Annotated in this window: 18 protein-coding genes; 12 read left to right on the top strand and 6 right to left on the bottom strand. The window is 45.6% G+C overall.

All coding sequences use genetic code 11. The features are described 5' to 3' along the window. Positions 1-14 precede the first annotated feature (14 nt). From ACED36_RS07410 to ACED36_RS07365, 10 genes are all read left to right on the top strand, one after another. Positions 15-566, top strand: coding sequence for an ABC-three component system protein (locus ACED36_RS07410; RefSeq protein ID WP_371733017.1), 552 nt, complete (start codon positions 15-17; stop codon positions 564-566). Continuing rightward, positions 553-789, top strand: coding sequence for an ABC-three component system middle component 6 (locus ACED36_RS07405; protein ID WP_019282689.1), 237 nt, complete (start codon positions 553-555; stop codon positions 787-789). The genes ACED36_RS07410 and ACED36_RS07405 overlap by 14 nt, the downstream gene beginning before the upstream one ends. Then, on the top strand, positions 776-2467 hold the full coding sequence (locus tag ACED36_RS07400; RefSeq protein WP_371733016.1) for a DUF2326 domain-containing protein: 1692 nt from the start codon (positions 776-778) through the stop codon (positions 2465-2467). Before ACED36_RS07405 ends, ACED36_RS07400 begins: the two co-directional genes overlap by 14 nt. 234 nt (positions 2468-2701) lie before the next feature. Then, on the top strand, positions 2702-3337 hold the full coding sequence (locus tag ACED36_RS07395; RefSeq protein ID WP_371733015.1) for a hypothetical protein: 636 nt from the start codon (positions 2702-2704) through the stop codon (positions 3335-3337). 358 nt (positions 3338-3695) lie between these two features. After that, on the top strand, positions 3696-4349 hold the full coding sequence (locus tag ACED36_RS07390) for a hypothetical protein (protein ID WP_371733014.1): 654 nt from the start codon (positions 3696-3698) through the stop codon (positions 4347-4349). A 5-nt stretch (positions 4350-4354) separates the two neighbouring features. Next, a complete protein-coding gene (locus ACED36_RS07385; protein ID WP_017004760.1) occupies positions 4355-4624 on the top strand; it encodes a hypothetical protein in 270 nt (89 codons plus the stop codon). A 248-nt stretch (positions 4625-4872) separates the two neighbouring features. After that, complete coding sequence (locus tag ACED36_RS07380) at positions 4873-5232, top strand: hypothetical protein (protein ID WP_017004761.1); 360 nt, start codon at positions 4873-4875, stop codon at positions 5230-5232. A gap of 252 nt (positions 5233-5484) precedes the next feature. After that, positions 5485-5742, top strand: coding sequence for a hypothetical protein (locus ACED36_RS07375; protein WP_371733013.1), 258 nt, complete (start codon positions 5485-5487; stop codon positions 5740-5742). A 223-nt stretch (positions 5743-5965) separates the two neighbouring features. Then, a complete protein-coding gene (speG, locus tag ACED36_RS07370; RefSeq protein ID WP_017005599.1) occupies positions 5966-6493 on the top strand; it encodes a spermidine N1-acetyltransferase in 528 nt (175 codons plus the stop codon). A gap of 224 nt (positions 6494-6717) precedes the next feature. Next, positions 6718-8136 carry a hypothetical protein gene (locus tag ACED36_RS07365; protein WP_371733012.1) on the top strand — a complete coding sequence of 473 codons (1419 nt, stop codon included), beginning with the start codon at positions 6718-6720 and terminating at the stop codon, positions 8134-8136. A gap of 23 nt (positions 8137-8159) precedes the next feature. Here the strand turns inward: ACED36_RS07365 and ACED36_RS07360 are convergent, their stop codons facing one another. The 3 genes from ACED36_RS07360 to ACED36_RS07350 all read right to left on the bottom strand — a co-directional run bounded on the left by ACED36_RS07360 (position 8160) and on the right by ACED36_RS07350 (position 10635). Beyond that, positions 8160-8558: a VOC family protein gene (locus ACED36_RS07360; RefSeq protein WP_371733011.1), complete on the bottom strand. Its 399-nt coding sequence runs from the start codon at positions 8556-8558 to the stop codon at positions 8160-8162. A 303-nt stretch (positions 8559-8861) separates the two neighbouring features. Further along, entirely contained in the window at positions 8862-10010 is a 1149-nt protein-coding gene (locus ACED36_RS07355) for an iron-containing alcohol dehydrogenase (protein ID WP_371733010.1), read from the bottom strand. Positions 10011-10296: 286 nt separating this feature from the next. Beyond that, positions 10297-10635 (bottom strand): hypothetical protein, encoded by a 339-nt coding sequence (locus ACED36_RS07350; protein ID WP_016958452.1) that lies wholly within the window; start codon positions 10633-10635, stop codon positions 10297-10299. Positions 10636-10934: 299 nt separating this feature from the next. Between ACED36_RS07350 and ACED36_RS07345 the strand changes: the two genes are divergently transcribed. After that, complete coding sequence (locus ACED36_RS07345; protein WP_016958451.1) at positions 10935-11417, top strand: DUF1456 family protein; 483 nt, start codon at positions 10935-10937, stop codon at positions 11415-11417. A 138-nt stretch (positions 11418-11555) separates the two neighbouring features. On the opposite strand, the gene ACED36_RS07340 is transcribed toward ACED36_RS07345, so the two are convergent. Next, positions 11556-12809, bottom strand: a complete 1254-nt coding sequence (locus ACED36_RS07340) for a DEAD/DEAH box helicase (RefSeq protein ID WP_017004767.1) — start codon at positions 12807-12809, stop codon at positions 11556-11558. Between the two features lie 297 nt (positions 12810-13106). Here ACED36_RS07340 and focA point away from each other — a divergent pair, with 297 nt between their 5' ends. Then, positions 13107-13949 (top strand): formate transporter FocA, encoded by an 843-nt coding sequence (gene focA / locus ACED36_RS07335; RefSeq protein ID WP_026024043.1) that lies wholly within the window; start codon positions 13107-13109, stop codon positions 13947-13949. A gap of 114 nt (positions 13950-14063) precedes the next feature. Here focA and ACED36_RS07330 read toward each other — a convergent pair whose 3' ends face one another. Together ACED36_RS07330 and ACED36_RS07325 are read right to left on the bottom strand one after the other, a co-directional pair. Continuing rightward, the gene (locus tag ACED36_RS07330) at positions 14064-14213 is read right to left on the bottom strand and encodes a hypothetical protein (protein ID WP_016958448.1); all 150 of its coding nucleotides are present in this window, start codon (positions 14211-14213) and stop codon (positions 14064-14066) included. A 350-nt stretch (positions 14214-14563) separates the two neighbouring features. Continuing rightward, a complete protein-coding gene (locus tag ACED36_RS07325) occupies positions 14564-15679 on the bottom strand; it encodes a hybrid-cluster NAD(P)-dependent oxidoreductase (protein WP_016958447.1) in 1116 nt (371 codons plus the stop codon). Positions 15680-15745: the final 66 nt, after the last annotated feature.

Below are 15745 nucleotides of genomic sequence, written 5' to 3'. Positions count from 1 at the left end.
TCCTAGGCTTGTCTATGTGTGAAACAAGATTTGACATCGAAAACATCGAAGGAGACTTCTACAACATAGAGTCTCCAGAAAATAATGTTGATTCCATTATCAACGTGATCATTGGTGATATCGCATCAGCTAAAGTGAAAATTGACCGATCAGATCGGACTTTTCCAGCAGATGTTAAAACAAAGATTGACCATAATAAGCTCAAGACTAAGCGTCGTATAGTCTTGCAGTACAAATCATATTCTTCCCATATCGAGAAAGCCTACACTCGCGCAGAACAGAACATAATCAATGGAAAACAAACAGCACTGGAATTGCTCAATGAAATGTATTGCAATTCATTAGATAAGTACGACATTGATTCTTTTGAACCTGACATAGAGCAAGTACAACAGCACGCTGACGACATCATAAGCGATGTAATCAAACAACTCAGAAAGTTTGTGTATAGCTCAGCCAATGTGACTAAATACAAAGAACAAGTAGAAATTGGTCTAAATGTTGTTGTAGCGCATGGGTTTGTTGAATGCTGTGTACTGGAGAATCCTAACAATGCTGCCAACTAAAGGCTCTCACCCAGAGATGAATGTGCTCTATATTGGTGGCTTTATCTTGAAAAAGCTTCATGAGCGCAAAAGAAAGCGTATGACGATCACTCAGCTAATGAAGGTCGGCACTAAAGAACTTTCTGTATCTGTAGACCACATAATTCTAGCGCTGGATTGGCTGTATATCATTTCCGCTATTGGTTACGATAGCAAAGAGGTTTTTATCAATGAAGCTACTTAGGTTTCTCTTAGAGATCGACGGTGTAGAAACACGAGAGATACCGTTTTTAGACAACTTAAACATCATTACAAGTAAAAAGAAATCTGACGCATCTGGTAACAGTGTTGGTAAGTCAACTTTAGGAAGAATCCTCGACTACTTGTTTGATGGCTCAATGAGTCCAATCTACATCGATGATGAGTTTCAAACACCAAAGCAAGAGATTGAGCAGCTTTTCACAAACAGTGAAGTATATGTGTCTCTCGAATATCTTGGTCTAAACAATCAGTACAGTGTTATTAAGCGCAGGCTATCTACAGATACTGACCTACAAAGCTACTTTTTGGATGGACAGGAAGTAACCAACAAAGAGTACGTTGCTCACATTATGGGAAGTGTTTTCAACGTCTACTCTGCTAAACCAACGATTAGAAAACTTGCACCAAAGTTCTTTAGAACCACACAACACCGCATGACTAAGACTGTTAACTTTGACAACGGTAGAAACGTTTCTAAATCCGATATCAACACAGTTTTTCTTTATTTTTTCAACTTTGATGACACTGAGATACTCAGCAAAGTTCATAAGTTAAAGACCGCTATAAGAGGCTATGATAGAAATTTAAGAGCGTTCAATAGTGTCATTTCTAAAGATAAAATTGTTGGTTCAGTCTCTAAAATAAAGAAAGAAATAGCCAAGTTAGAAAAGTCTTTATTATCGTCTGAAAAAGGTATCGATAAGCTAGAGATTGTATCTAAAATCAACATAATTGATGACGAACAAAACTCATTATCTGACCAGATTCTTTCACTAGATCTAAAAATAAAAAATGTCATTAAAACCAATGAAATACTAAAGACTAATGAGCAACATCATCTACTTGATGAACTGCGGTCAATCTATGAATATGCGTCTGTAAAGATAGAATCTACTCTTGAAGATTATCAGCAAGCACTCGCCTTCCATGAACATCTGTTGAGCACCAAACGAGAGTTTGTGTCGCATGGACTAGATAAACTACAAGAGCAGCATCAAAAGGCTACTATCAAGTTTGGCCAGCTCAAAATTCAGAAGCATAGCCTATTCGATGAACTAAAATCGAAAAAGAAAATGGAAGAGATATCTGACACGATGAAGGAAATTGGTAAGCTTGATAAAGAGTTAGCCAAATTAACAGCCATAATCGACAAAAAGGATGATATCGACTCAAAGCTAATAATTGAGAGACAGAGCTTAACTGAATTAGCTGGTGAGCTTGAAACTGAGCTAAACAACGTAACCTCTTTTGAAGAAAAGTATATTGAAAATTTCAAAGGCTACACTCGCGATTTCTATGGAGTTGAGTACAACTTCAGTCTTCATTTAGATAAAGAAAAGGGAGAGTGCTCGCCACATGTCGACGACGTAGAATCAAACAACGAGGGTGGATTAAAAAGACTGGAAGTTGTTACATTTGATTTGGCATACATTAAGACTGTTTGTGACCAACAAGCATTAAGACCTAACTTTGTCTTGCATGATTCGATTGATGAAATCGACATACAGCATGTTCGTAAAATGTTTGATGAATCAATTCAACTATCAGGGCAACACATTGTTTCTATGTTGTCAGATAAGCTTGTTGAGCAAGATTACACCAAGTACAAGGAATTCATCATCCTTGAACTTTCTCAGGATAACAAATTCTTCAAGATATAAACAAAAAGTCCACTTATGCTTAGAGGGATAAAGTAGGTTATGAACCCTCTAAGCTTTAGTGAGAAATTTAAAGCTATATTTTTATGCCGGTAATAAAAATTGGATGATTTAATTTATAGGTTTATGTTGTATTTAGTGCAGTGAGTGGTTTTCTTGAAACTCCCTTTCGATTACTGAATATGTGAGATTTTCATGCGGATAAATAATTGAGTTTGGATATAGGTAAGTGAAGTAATGAATTGGATGCCAGGAAATACTAAGCAGGGTACGTTTACCATAGTAATTTTTATCCTGCTATTAGTATGTGTTCGAGTCGGATTCTATATTAATATTCCTTCCGATTATTTCTCGGGTAACCTCCTTCCAGAGTTAACAGGAATGTTGATTGAACTATGTATTTTATTATTCATTGTTGACCGTTGGCAGGAGCAAAACCGAATACAGCTTTTAATTGTCAAGGAAAAGCGTCTACGCGAGTATCTAATATTCTTTTTACGACACGGGTTTAAAAATTTGCCACGTAGGTATCGTGTGGGTAATTTTTATGGTGAAGAACATCATAAGAATATTGAGTATTTAGATAATTTGTTCGACTTTATCAAAGAAAATGGCTTGGCTACTCAAGAGATTGACGCAATCCGAGCTCAATGCGACATTGATTTAAACACTTTTGGTAACTTGCTACCAGTAGCATCTGAATTAACGGATAGCCACTTCAAGGCATGGGCTCGGATCGTGTATTTTATGGTGCGGATATCCAAAGGTTTAGGTGACGACGAAGAAAGTATAAAGTACATAATAACAAACATTAAACGTTACGAAAGTGCATCCCATGCCAGTGGTATATATGTAGGTTCAAAAAACGTATAACAGATATGACCTATTAGAGGTTAATAGACAATTGTATTATTTTTGGCTGCGTCAGCAGCCAAATGCTCTCGCACGACAAAGCCATTTACTCTATTTCCCCTAAGCAAAAGTTATCCGAGGTAGACGGCTGCAGGCAAAGACGCTAACTCGAAATTGTCCAAAAACGTTTTAGGGTAATCACCAAGCGATTGTGATCACCAAGCGATTCAGCCCAGACCGCTCTGACATTCCTTCCATCCCACAGACCACTTCACAATAAAAAATGCAACAGATTGCGAAATTTGGCGAATGCAAAGTCACTCGCAGCACTCCTCCTATTGACTCATCAATATGGTGAAAAACTGACCAATGAGGATCTATGAAACAACTACTCCCTTTTCTCTTGGTGCTGCTGTCAGCATGCAGTGCCACGGTTCCCAAAGAAGTGGTGGAACTGTCTTACCGTATTGAGCAAGACCTGACTCACGTGCAAGAAAGTTATACCAGCCTTGTTCACCAGCACATCAAGGTGTTGCGAAAGCAGCGCGAAGACTACCTACGAAATGAATGGACTCCCCGCTTTGTGAAAGGCTGGGTGAAAGACGGCCAGTTGATAGAAATGGCTGAGGGAGACGTGATTTATGATGAGGAAAAAGCCGATTTTGTGAAAACCCGCACTACAGATAGTGTTGGGCAGCTAAACAGTATTGTGCTGTGGGCTGACAGTGCCATCACCATAATTGAAGATAAACGCCAGTCTTTGCTCTCGCCGTTGGATGAGGCAGAAAAACAACTCATCGCGGATATTAACCAAAGTTTTGCATTGATTCAGCAAGGCCACCAAACCATTACGGCTCACCTCAATAGCATTCGAGAAGTGCAAGATGTGCAAAATAACTTGCTCGATAACGCCGGGCTAGAAGCCGTTCGTAACCAGATTAATCAGCAACTTTCCGACCTGTCTGAAAAGGCCTCCACAGGGCTGGATGAGATTCGAAAACTCGATAAAAAAGCCAACAAACATTTGGAGTGAAGATAATGAGCATGCTTGAACGCGCAAGGCGCACTGCAGACAAGACTGACCGTGATTTGTCCGAAAAAGAAGCCAGCCTGTTGCTTGATACCGACCTAGACGTATCCCGACTCAGCCCTGAGATCACAGAACATGCGGCTTACCCAGCGCTCATTTCAGCGATTCAAGAGGCTTCGGCGGATAATCGCAACGTAGCATTATTAACGTCGCGCATCGAAGCGTTGAAAGAGGAAGGCGGCGAACTGCTAAAAAAGGTGTTAGACGCCATTCGTTGAGAGGCCAATGCAATGTAAATGGATATGCGCTGTTACGACACTTAGGTAATGGCGCGTACAGCAGGACTCACCCACGAGGCTGCGCGTGTTATTGCATTCGGGTATATCTCTATTTATTCCTGCCTTTTTGGTCGCCACGTCCCATAACTAAACACCCTAAGTTGCAACATGGAAATGCTTGCTAAAATTAGGGTATTGCGTGCTTTGTGGCTGCAAGGGTCACATGACGAGGGAAGCGACTTATCGTGATGGAAGAAAATAAAAATCAGAAACAAGGTCAAAACGAAGACCAAGAAGAAGAGCAAAAGCGAGACTTTTTTAGACTTCGTTACTTAGAGCAGGACATGCCGCTTATTGTTTGCGGTGATAATACATTCCGCGTGTGTGAGATTTCCGAGAATGGTATCCGTTTACTCATTAAGAATGATGTTGTGCCCGAGGAGCCTATTGCTGGAACCATACATTTTGAAGTCGGCTCTGCGGAGGTTCAAGGAAAGACCATCAGAAGAGAAGACGATGAGTTAGTGATTCATCTCTTTCAGATACTGGAATTGAAAAAAATTAACGATGAACAGCTTCGCCTTCGTCGCAAATATAGCCGAGATTAAGGTGACGGTTTAACTGTGTAAACCACCATAAACAACGCACCTGCTTGTGTTTTGGACGGATTGTTTTTTATTTTGTTTTTACTTCTCCTTCATCTCATCTCCTCTCCTCTTTACGCTTTTTCTTCAAATCAGGAACGTTATCAGATCCCCATTCGCGCTATAGTCTCTTGATGATGAAACGCGGGTTGCGCCTCACGTCGCCCCAAAGGGCAGGATGCCCCCAAAGACCAGTAAACAAGGATGTAAGTATCAATGCCAGCCAATCAAAGTTTTGTTGAAAACCTCAATGCCGTTTGGGCGACGCCTTATGGTGTTGCGGCTAAATTCATTTTTATAGGCGGCATCTTGTTGTTGTTTTTACTGATGGTCACGCGACAGAAGATGACGATTCTTGACGCGCTACTGGCGATTGTGGGTTTCAAGCCTGTTCAACATCGCGATAAATTGTTCAACGTTTTACACTTGTCCGTGATTGGTATCCCTCTCGCCTTGTTTGCGCTTGCGATGTAAATAAGCGACTGACTAATCATCCTCTGCGCACTGCCTGTGTGATAGCCAGCTTAGTGGCTATCGATGCCACCGATGTCGAATAAAGCGAATGAGAGAGGTATCGGGGTATTTGGGCCAACATTTCCATTTCCCACTGCAAGCAATAGTGATACTTTCCTTTCTTGGCATGAAAATCTGTATTTTATGCTGTAGGTAATATTTTAAATTGTTAATGGAAAGTGAAATGGATAATCAAATCCGACTACGTGCTCTTGAGCAAACCGACCTTCGCTTTATTCATCAGTTGAACAACAACCGTTCAATCATGGCCTATTGGTTCGAAGAGCCGTATGAGTCTTACTATGAGCTGGAAGAGCTGTTTCGCAAGCACATCCACGACAGTAATGAACGCCGCTTTATCGCCGAAGATAACGAAAAGCAGCCCATTGGCCTGGTGGAACTCGTTGAAATAAATACGATTCACCGCAATGCTGAATTCCAAATCATTATTGCGCCTGACTACCAAGGTTGTGGCTATGCGCGAACGCTGATTAAGAAAGCCCTGAATTACGCCTTTACCATTTTGAACCTGCACAAGGTGTACCTGAGCGTTGCGGTTAACAATGAAAAAGCGATCCACCTGTATGAAAAGTGTGGCTTTATCGAAGAAGGACACTTGGTAAAAGAGATATTCGTTAACGGCGAGTATTGCGACATTAAGCGTATGTACATTCTTCAAGAAACCTATCTCAAGAATCGTCATCAGCAATAATGCAGTGACTGCCGCGATCGCGCGTTGATTAGCGGTATGGTGGTCGCGGCGTCAAAAACCCCTCGTCTAGATGGAAAGTAAAACGCTTGCATAGATACGTGCATCACTTGATTGCGGGTGGGTCGCATTTGTGAACACAGCCTTTGTAATGCGCCACCTATAATTAAATGCGGTATGTAAAGCCCAATACACTGCATGTTGCAGTGGGCTTTTAAGGCAGCCTTATGAACCGTTGGTGGATTCATTATCGCCACATCGTGTTGGTTTTCTTCCTCTCCCTGATTAGTGCTGGGTGCGGCACGTCGACCGAGCCTCTTTCTAACAGTGAGCCATCCCCGAGTGCAGTCTCGCCGCCGCCAATCTCTTCACAAACGACTAAGCCCTCAGAATCTCCAGAATCAACCACAGTGACTGACGTCATCGTCGTGTCAGAACCAATAGACAATGTTGATCCGCCTTTACCTGTTGAAGCATTGACTGTTGAAGAGGGTGTGGAGGCAGTGAGTGTTCCGCCTGATGTGCCTGCTCCACCAATAACAACGGACACCACACCCGTGCCGTTCGACGAATGTTTAGGGCCGCCAGACCTGCTTTGTGGTGAAGAAGGGGCTCCGCCGTGTGGGGATGAAATCAAGATAGATGCCATCTTGGTGGGGGATGCGACCAATTGGGGCTGCAAAGGGAAGAATCTCTATTTCACCCCAAAAGAGGGCGGAGAGTGTTGGCGTTGCCCAGACGGGTATCGCCGAACATGGAAAGCCATTCATAAAGACGAAAGCTGCAAAGAACGAGGTGTAGGTTTTAACAAAGACAAGGTGGACGCCACGTTTGTACGGTCTGCTTATGGCTGCGAAGAAGGGCAGTTTGAAAAAGGTGGCGAGTGCTATCGTTGCCCGACAGGGTCTTCAAAAGTCAGCTTCTTGTGGGCGTTCAATCCCAGTGCCGAATGTAAAACGGAATTTTATTGTGATGAAGACTTATCGCTGATGCCATCACCTGCAGCGGTACTGCAAAATTTCGGCCCCCCTTATGAACGCGTATGCGGTACGCCGCTGGATATGGCAACCGTGGTTACCGATTTAGCGAGAACCAAACTTGAAGAAGACCTCACACTGAGCCAAGCCGCCGCAGAGTTTGTCGCCGAAGTGGCAAAGCATGATGAATTACGACGCGCCATATCAGACAAAGACGGAGAGGACGTGTATCGGCTGATTTCACCAATGCCGAGTTACCTTGCACTGCGTGATGCGGCGATCGCCAATGGCTATCAATCTCTCACGTTAGGCGCTGCACCAGAACTTGAAATCGGTGTGGGCGCAACCACGGAATACGGCATTGCATTGGATTGGCAGGGCAACACGCGACCTTATGGCGTCATGGCCTATTCAAAAGGGGCGTCTTTAAGCGTCGGGCTCGGTGTGAGTGTCGGTGTGTGGAAAGATGGCATTGAGAGTGGTTCAGCAAACATCGGTGGCTATGCTCACGGCGCGAGCATCAGTGTGCCGCTAGGGGTTGCCGATGTGGGCAGCGGCGCATTGTTTAGTTACTACCCAATCCGCTATCTCGGGCTTTCATTTAGCGCCAGCGGGGGCATCGGCCTTGAAACGGTGAATTACAACCAAGCGGTGACTATGTTGTATTGACGTTGCCCACCATTGGCGTGTGCTCAGCGGCTGGCAGGCTGATGCAGCTCAATAACATTGTCATCTGGATCTCTAATAAAGAAAAACTTAGCGCCGTTGATTTCTACGCGCTCAGTGATCGTGATCCCCAGTGCTTCTATTTGCTTGGATACTGCATCGGCGTCGGTGATTTCAAGTGCGATGTGTGTGTAGCCGGGGTATTTCATGTCTTTTCGCATCAAGATATTGTCTTGAGGGGCATCGTCAGAGGCATTGAGTATAAAGTTGATGTTTATCCCTGATGGGTGCTCAACAATGGCAGCGGGCTCTGGACCAACAGGGCCTGCGATAAATTCAAACCCAAGCTGTTCGTAAAACTTTCTCGATATTTCCAGATCTCTAACGCGAAGCCCTACGTGGTTTATCCGTGTGATTTCTTTCATCGTATCCCTTCTTATTTTGTATTTGTTTTATGTTCTATGGATGGTGTTGTGATGACATTGAGGCGAGCAATTTTTCGGTAAGGCGTAAGGACAATTAGCTTACGTTATGCCGCCGATATTATGCGTGAATTACGGCCAGTTAAGTGTAGCAACTGTTGGATGTCCGATAGGATTTAGCGGCGGATTGATGTTACTGAAACTGAACGAATAAAATGAATAAAGTTAGGGAGTAAAAAGGCTGGCCTATTTGGTCAGCCCTTCACATGGGAAGTGATTACTCACTTGAACTTAGCAGTGTGGACATTACGCGATAGCGTTTTCTAAGATTTCGCGGCTTTTCTCTAGAGTGATGGCCTGATTTTCACCCAGCGCGGTCATGCCGTGTTTGGCAAGCTGTTCCATGACGGCGTTAATGGCAGTTTCTTTGTCTGTGCCGTGCGCGGTGAATTGGGTTTCTAAACCAAGCTGACGATAGAAAGCTTCAATGGCATCAATGGTGCGTTCTGCCAAATCTTCGCTGTCGGTGAGGCCAAATACGTTACGGCCCATTTGTTCGAGCTTGGCGCGTTTGCATTCGATTTGGTTACGCAGCAACGAAGGCTGAACAATGGTCAGCGAGCGGGCATGGTCGACATTCCATAGCGCGGTGAACTCATGGCCTATCATGTGCGTTGCCCAATCATGCAATACACCGCTACCAATTAAGCCAAACAGTGCTTGGTTGGCACTAAACATCAGGTTTTCACGCCATGCGTCGTTGTCACGATCGTCAAATTGCTCACCCAAGGTTTTCAGTGTGCGTAGCAGAGTTTCTGCGTAGCCATCTTGCACCATGGTGCCGGTAGGGCGTGTGATGTATTGCTCACAGGTGTGAACCCATGCATCTGCAATGCCGTTCGCAAGCTGGCGCTCTGGCAGGGTTTTCATCACGTCAGGGTCGAGTACGGCAAATTGCGGGCGCACGCTTGGGTGCATGAAGGGCAGTTTGTCTTGTGTTGCCGCTTTGGTGATGACCGCCGCTGAATTGGACTCAGAGCCTGTTGCTGGCAGTGTCAGAATCGCACCAATCGGCAGGGCACTTTCGATGGTGTGTTTACCGATAAGAATGTCCCAACCGTCGCCATCATATTTTGCTGCGGCTGCCACGTATTTCGAGCCATCAACGACTGACCCACCACCCACGGCCAATATGTAATCCACCTTTTCTTGTTTGGCGATAGCGATGGCTTTGTCCAAGGTTTCTTTGGTTGGGTTTGGCTCAACGCCTGAGAATTCCAGCCAAGTGTGGCCGTTAAGGGCATCGCTGACTTGGTCGTAAACACCATTTTTCTTAATCGACCCGCCGCCGTAAATGACCAGCACTTTGCTCTGTGTTGGGATGGCGCTTGTAATAGCCGCAATTTGGCCTTGGCCGAAGAAGATTTGTGTTGGGTTGGAGTAAGTAAATTGCATTTGAACCTCATGCTTTTCTTGGCGTGTCGCCAGATCGTTATCCTGCGAAGATAATAGTCTCGTCCCGCCTTGTTACGATAGAAAATTCCTCGCTATTGTTTGCCTATTTGTATGTGTGTTGCATGAGGAACGCCAAACTCATTGAGCGAGCAGGGATAATTCGGGAAACGCGAGAATGGCGAATGGTATTTGCAAGTGGCTTTGGTGAGTGGCTTTGGTGAATGGCATTGGCGATAAGGATGAGATCTACTGCAGATAGAGAAGATAGAGAAGATAAAAGGGCTACTTAGTAGCCCATGTATTTATCAATCAAGGTTTCTAGCTTACCCTCGAACAAGGCTTCAAAATCATCCAAGCTCTGATCTAAGCGTTCTAGGTATTTTGCAGCTTGGGAACGACTCATCATTTTTCCCATCACAGTGAACTGGATCTCTGGCAAGCTTTTGTCATTTCTTGGCACGACATTTAGCGTCACGCTGTCACTGTTCAAAGCCTGCATGTCTTGCTCAATGTATTGGCAAAAATCGTCAATTTTGCTCGCCCCTTGTGGCCCTAAACAGCCCGGTTCGAGTCGACAAATCACGTTCAATTTCATCTCTTCTGGTAGCAAAGCGGCATTTCCCATGCAAAAAGCTCCTCGACACATTTTAAAAAAGAATAACTCAAAATTTGAATATGCGCCTAATTGAGTGTGTTGTCAGGCGGCAGGGGAAGTGATGTTATCCATTGGTATCTCGAGCTTTCTTGTTGGCAGGAAGCGCCGAGCCTGTATTTTTTGGGGCACGACGGGGAGCGTATGCTTGACGGTATTAATGCTTCGCTCAGTAACTATCAATTGGGGAGAAGTGTGATATCTGTTACACTTCTGGCCTCTCCAGTAAGTCGTGTTGATTACACTGGACTACCTAAGACTAGGATTTTGCTTTGACTAATAATGATATTCTGCGTCGCATTCGTTATGCCTTCGATTTTAAAGATAAAGCAGTGATAGAAATTTTCGCTCTTGCTGAAGTCGTTGTAACGAAAGAACAAGTGATAGCTTGGCTGAAAAAAGATGAAGATGAAGCGTTCGTGCAAATGAACAGCGTTGAACTCTCTTCATTCTTGAATGGTTTGATCAACCTGAAGCGCGGCAAACGTGAAGGCGAGCAGCCTAAACCAGAAGCCCGTTTAAGCAACAACATGGTTTTCCAAAAGCTGCGCATTGCGTTGAATTTAAAAGCTGAAGATATTTTAGACATCTTGGCGCTGGTGAACTTCAACATTAGTAAGCATGAACTGAGTGCGTTTTTCCGCAAGCCGGACAACAAGCATTACCGTGAATGTAAAGACCAGATTCTGCGCAATTTCTTGACGGGTGTTCAGCGTCAGCTGCGTCCAGACGACGTGACCGAATACCAAGAGTAATCGTTTCACCTCGTATGTGCTGAACCACACCTGTTAAACAACATGTGATGATATTCAGCTGAAAACAAAGCCCGACTTGCTCGGGCTTTGTTGTCTCTGGGATTTGGCTTTTCTTGCCGTACTGACCGAGTTAGCCGCCTAGCGCGATGGCTTCTCTTGGTTAGCTTTGGGCTTAAACTGTTTGATGCTGCGTTTCGTATTGCTGCGACGGTTGGCTTTCTTATCGCGAGGGGCGCGTTTACGCTCTTCTGATGAAACACCGTCAGAAGGTTTGTCGGTGACAGGGAAACCGTCCAACTCGACAAGTGCCAATGCGCGACCAGTGAGGGTGCGAATCGCGTTCAATGCTTCTTGCTCGCCATGACACACTAGCGACAGCGCTAGGCCGTTTTCGCCAGCGCGTGCGGTGCGCCCGACACGGTGAACATAAACCGGGGCATTGGGTGGCAAGTCGGCGTTGATCACCACGGGTAACGCATCAATGTGAATACCGCGAGAGAGTAAGTCCGTCGACACCAGCACGTTGATATTCCCCGCTTTAAACTCTGCCAGCGTGTTTTCACGCGCGGCCTGATCTTTGTCGCCGTGTAAGGCCGCGACTGAAACACCGGCTTTCGCTAATTTCTTTGCCAGCGCATCGGCGGCGTTGCGTTCACTCACGAACACCAAGACTTGTTGCCAGCCATGTTGTTTCAACAGGGCGATCAGCGCTTGCGCTTTGCTGCCTTTGTTCACCAAATACAGGCGCTCTTCAATGTCTTCGACCACGCTGTTTTTTTCATGGGCCTCAATACGCACAGGTTTGAAAAGCAGCGCCAAGGCGGCAGATTCCAATTCAGCAGGTAAGGTGGCAGAGAACAGCAAGGTCTGACGTTTGGCGGGCATAGAGGCAATTAAGCGCTGAACATCCGGCCAAAAGCCCATCTCCAACAAACGGTCGGCTTCATCCAATACCAGCTGGTTTACGCCTTTTAGGCTCACGATGTTCTGATTGAGGAAATCGAGCAGGCGACCAGGAGTGGCGACCAAAAGTTGCGGGGCGTTTTCTAGCTCGGCAATTTGTAATGCAGGCGCTACGCCGCCGCATAACATGACGATGTTAATACCCATTGGCGAAGCGATTTCTTGTAGCGCCGTGCTGACTTGCGCGGCAAGTTCACGAGTTGGTACAAGCACAACACCTTGAATACCGCCGTTGTCTTTCTCCACGCGCTGAAGCAGGGGCAAACCAAACGCGAGCGTTTTGCCGCTGCCCGTTTGTGCCATGGCAAGCAAATCGTTTCCAGCCAACGCCGCGGGGATCGCTTGGGTCTGGATCCGCGTTGGTGAAGAAAGGCGGCTTGGCAGCGCATTGAGCACGGCAGGGGTAAGGTTCAGCGCAGTAAAAGTCATGGGCATTCACGGTTAGAGGTTCAAGGCGCGAAGTCTATCAGCCTGTAAGCAGAAGTCTATCTGCCGGCATGGAGAAGTGTTATTAGAAAGCGATTCATGAATTCGGCACGAACGCAGCAATATTGCGGCATTTGGGCGCAGTAGCTTGTTTATTCGATACCTTCTTGTTTGTGTTCGTTGTTCGGTTTGGTGTGTATTGTTGAAAACATAAATTGATTAAAAAAATAGCCCTTGAAAAACGCAGGGAAAGGAGAGATTATCCGCGCCCTTCGTGTTTCTTACTCAGTGTTATCAGCTATGAACTTTACTCAGTTTGATTCGTTACCCCCTCCTCAGATTGCTGAAAGAGCGGCGGAAATTGGTGTTGCTAAGGCAACGAAAGATCCGGCTAAATCTTTCCTTCTGGCTATTTCAGCCGGTATTCATATCGGTATCGCATTTATCTTCTATACCACAGTCACAACGGGTGCAGGCGACTTGCCTTGGGGCATGGTGCGCTTTGTCGGTGGGCTGGCATTTAGTTTGGGTCTTATCCTAGTGATCATTACCGGTGGCGAGCTTTTCACAAGTTCGGTACTCACTTTAGTGGCGCGAGCCAGTGGTAAGATTACCTGGAAAGCCTTATTCAAAAACTGGGCGGTGGTGTACGCCGGAAACCTCGTTGGTGCCGCGTTGTTGGTGGTGTGTATGTTGATTGCTCAACAGTACATGTTCGACAACGGGCAAGTGGGTATTAATGCCATGAAGATTGCAGAGCATAAGCTCCATCATGGCTTCTTCCAAGCAGTTGCGCTCGGCATTATGTGTAATGTGCTGGTGTGTATTGCGGTGTGGATGACCTATAGCGGTCGCACACTAACCGATAAAATCATGGTGATGATTTTGCCTGTCGCGATGTTTGTGTCAGCGGGGTTTGAGCACTGTATCGCTAACATGTTTCAGGTACCCATGGCGATTGGGATTAAATTCTTCGCGCCAGAATCTTTTTGGCAGATGACGGGTACGACAGCGGCACAATTCTCTGACCTAAGTATGATGACCTTCATTGTGAACAACCTTGTGCCTGTCACGTTGGGTAATATTATCGGCGGTGGTTTGTTTGTGGGCATGTGGTATTGGATGATTTACTTGCGCGATTAATGCGCGAAGGCGCTAAACAGATAAAACGGGAAAGGCCAATGGCAAATGCCACTGGCCTTTTTTTGTTGCTCGAAGGTCGAGGTCGAAGCGACAAAATTGAAGATAGGAGGTTCTTTAGTTAGTTGAACCGCTATCGTCTTTCTGCATTTGGCACTCTGGCGCTTCTGACCCTTCTGGACAAGTTTCCGTTTTGGTGTCAGTGGCTAACGCCATGCCTGAAAATAAAACCGCCATTGCTAACATCATTGTTTTGAACATATTCATGGGTTGTTCTCCTTTCCTTTAGAGTCTTGGGTTAAAAGTGTTTTGCTGCAGCCAATACACTGTGGTTCAAACTCTTGTTGGTAATGTTAGGGTTCGGTGATGGTTGTGTTAGGCGGAATATGAGTCCAATAAAGTAGACATTCGTTGATAAGCTGTTCGAAGTGAAACGCTCTGGTTCAAGGCATAATTTGGAAGCGGTGATCAAAATCAGGGAGGGCAGAGCACGGTGATCGGCATTTGTTTTCAAACAGAAATTTTCAGACAGAGACGATCAGAGTGAGAAGTACATTGCCTCTAAGTCAACGAGGCAATTTAGGGGGGGATGTCTGTTAGCGTGGATTGCAGGTTAATCAGGTCTCAATAGAAACATCTTTGATCGGGGTGCTACAGCAGCTGAGAATATAGCCTTCTTCCATTTCCTCGTCGCTGATCCCGCCGTTGTGCTCCATGTTCACTTCACCAGAAAGCAATCGAACCTTGCACGAGCCGCAAATCCCCATACCACAGGCTTTCGGTACGTGAATGCCCAACTTTGCACTGGCAGCATGAATGGTTTCGTTCTCGCTCAAGGTGACAGACATGCCTTCATCGACAAACTCAACCGCAAAGCCATTCGCGGGAAGCTCATCAGCAATTTGTGCCAACTCCGCGGATTCTTCTGCATCTTCGATCGCATCAGCAGGTGTCTCGCCAAAGCTCTCTTCATGGTATCGACTCATGTCATAGCCAAGATCAGTCAGCATGGCGCGAACGGCTCTCATGTACGGCTCAGGGCCACAACAGTAAACTTCCCGTTGCAATACGTCAGAGGCGATGAGCTGTAAGAGTTCTTTGGTTAAAAAACCGCGATAGCCGTGCCAGCTTTCGCCGATGTCATACCGCTCACAGATGATGCTGACTTCGAAGTTATCAATGCGCGAGGCAATGAGCTCCAGTTCTTTCAAAAAGATGATGTCTTTGGGGGTTTGGGCGCTGTGAACGAATTTCATGTCTACTGCGCCGTTGGTGTCGTACCACCATCGTGCCATCGACATGACGGGGGTAATGCCAACGCCGCCAGAAAGAAACAAGGCTTTGTCGGTGGGGTGATCAATACAGTTAAAGTTGCCAATAGGGCCATGCACGGCGAGTTCATCATCCACCCGCAAGTTATCATGTAACCAGTTAGATACTTGACCGTTTTTGACGCGTTTGACGGTAATGGAAAAGCTGTAAGGTACTGAAGGGGAGGATGACATGGTGTAGCTGCGCATGACTTGCTCAGTACCGATGTTTAGTTCAAGCGTGACAAACTGACCCGGTTTGAAGAAATACAGTATGGGCGTTTGGCTCACGAAGCAAAATGTCTTCACGTCATGGGTTTCTTGAATCACTTTTACACAACGAACAAGGTGGCGCCCATTGACCCACGTTTGTGTGTTTACCGGGTTGAGACTGTTTTCAGCGCCAGCGTCCAGTTCACTCATGCCTTTATCCCTAATCAATTAACACAAATTAATGTCTCTAAGTTATAGGGGATTTTGTTGTGCTTT

This window comes from Enterovibrio sp. FF113 (genome assembly GCF_041439165.1).
Lineage (GTDB): Bacteria > Pseudomonadota > Gammaproteobacteria > Enterobacterales > Vibrionaceae > Enterovibrio > Enterovibrio norvegicus_A.
This window is presented reverse-complemented; position numbering and strand designations above follow the sequence as displayed.

Bases quoted from the DNA above. Each gene is read 5' to 3' on its own strand.
- ACED36_RS07395 (WP_371733015.1), top strand. From the start codon at position 2,702: ATGAATTGGATGCCAGGAAATACTAAGCAGGGTACGTTTACCATAGTA.
- ACED36_RS07405 (WP_019282689.1), top strand. From the start codon at position 553: ATGCTGCCAACTAAAGGCTCTCACCCAGAGATGAATGTGCTCTATATT.
- ACED36_RS07330 (WP_016958448.1), bottom strand. From the start codon at position 14,213: ATGAATATGTTCAAAACAATGATGTTAGCAATGGCGGTTTTATTTTCA.
- speG (WP_017005599.1), top strand. From the start codon at position 5,966: ATGGATAATCAAATCCGACTACGTGCTCTTGAGCAAACCGACCTTCGC.
- ACED36_RS07375 (WP_371733013.1), top strand. From the start codon at position 5,485: ATGCCAGCCAATCAAAGTTTTGTTGAAAACCTCAATGCCGTTTGGGCG.
- ACED36_RS07340 (WP_017004767.1), bottom strand. From the start codon at position 12,809: ATGACTTTTACTGCGCTGAACCTTACCCCTGCCGTGCTCAATGCGCTG.
- ACED36_RS07400 (WP_371733016.1), top strand. From the start codon at position 776: ATGAAGCTACTTAGGTTTCTCTTAGAGATCGACGGTGTAGAAACACGA.
- ACED36_RS07325 (WP_016958447.1), bottom strand. From the start codon at position 15,679: ATGAGTGAACTGGACGCTGGCGCTGAAAACAGTCTCAACCCGGTAAAC.
- ACED36_RS07380 (WP_017004761.1), top strand. From the start codon at position 4,873: ATGGAAGAAAATAAAAATCAGAAACAAGGTCAAAACGAAGACCAAGAA.
- ACED36_RS07390 (WP_371733014.1), top strand. From the start codon at position 3,696: ATGAAACAACTACTCCCTTTTCTCTTGGTGCTGCTGTCAGCATGCAGT.
- ACED36_RS07355 (WP_371733010.1), bottom strand. From the start codon at position 10,010: ATGCAATTTACTTACTCCAACCCAACACAAATCTTCTTCGGCCAAGGC.
- focA (WP_026024043.1), top strand. From the start codon at position 13,107: ATGAACTTTACTCAGTTTGATTCGTTACCCCCTCCTCAGATTGCTGAA.
- ACED36_RS07365 (WP_371733012.1), top strand. From the start codon at position 6,718: ATGAACCGTTGGTGGATTCATTATCGCCACATCGTGTTGGTTTTCTTC.
- ACED36_RS07385 (WP_017004760.1), top strand. From the start codon at position 4,355: ATGAGCATGCTTGAACGCGCAAGGCGCACTGCAGACAAGACTGACCGT.
- ACED36_RS07350 (WP_016958452.1), bottom strand. From the start codon at position 10,635: ATGGGAAATGCCGCTTTGCTACCAGAAGAGATGAAATTGAACGTGATT.
- ACED36_RS07360 (WP_371733011.1), bottom strand. From the start codon at position 8,558: ATGAAAGAAATCACACGGATAAACCACGTAGGGCTTCGCGTTAGAGAT.
- ACED36_RS07410 (WP_371733017.1), top strand. From the start codon at position 15: ATGTGTGAAACAAGATTTGACATCGAAAACATCGAAGGAGACTTCTAC.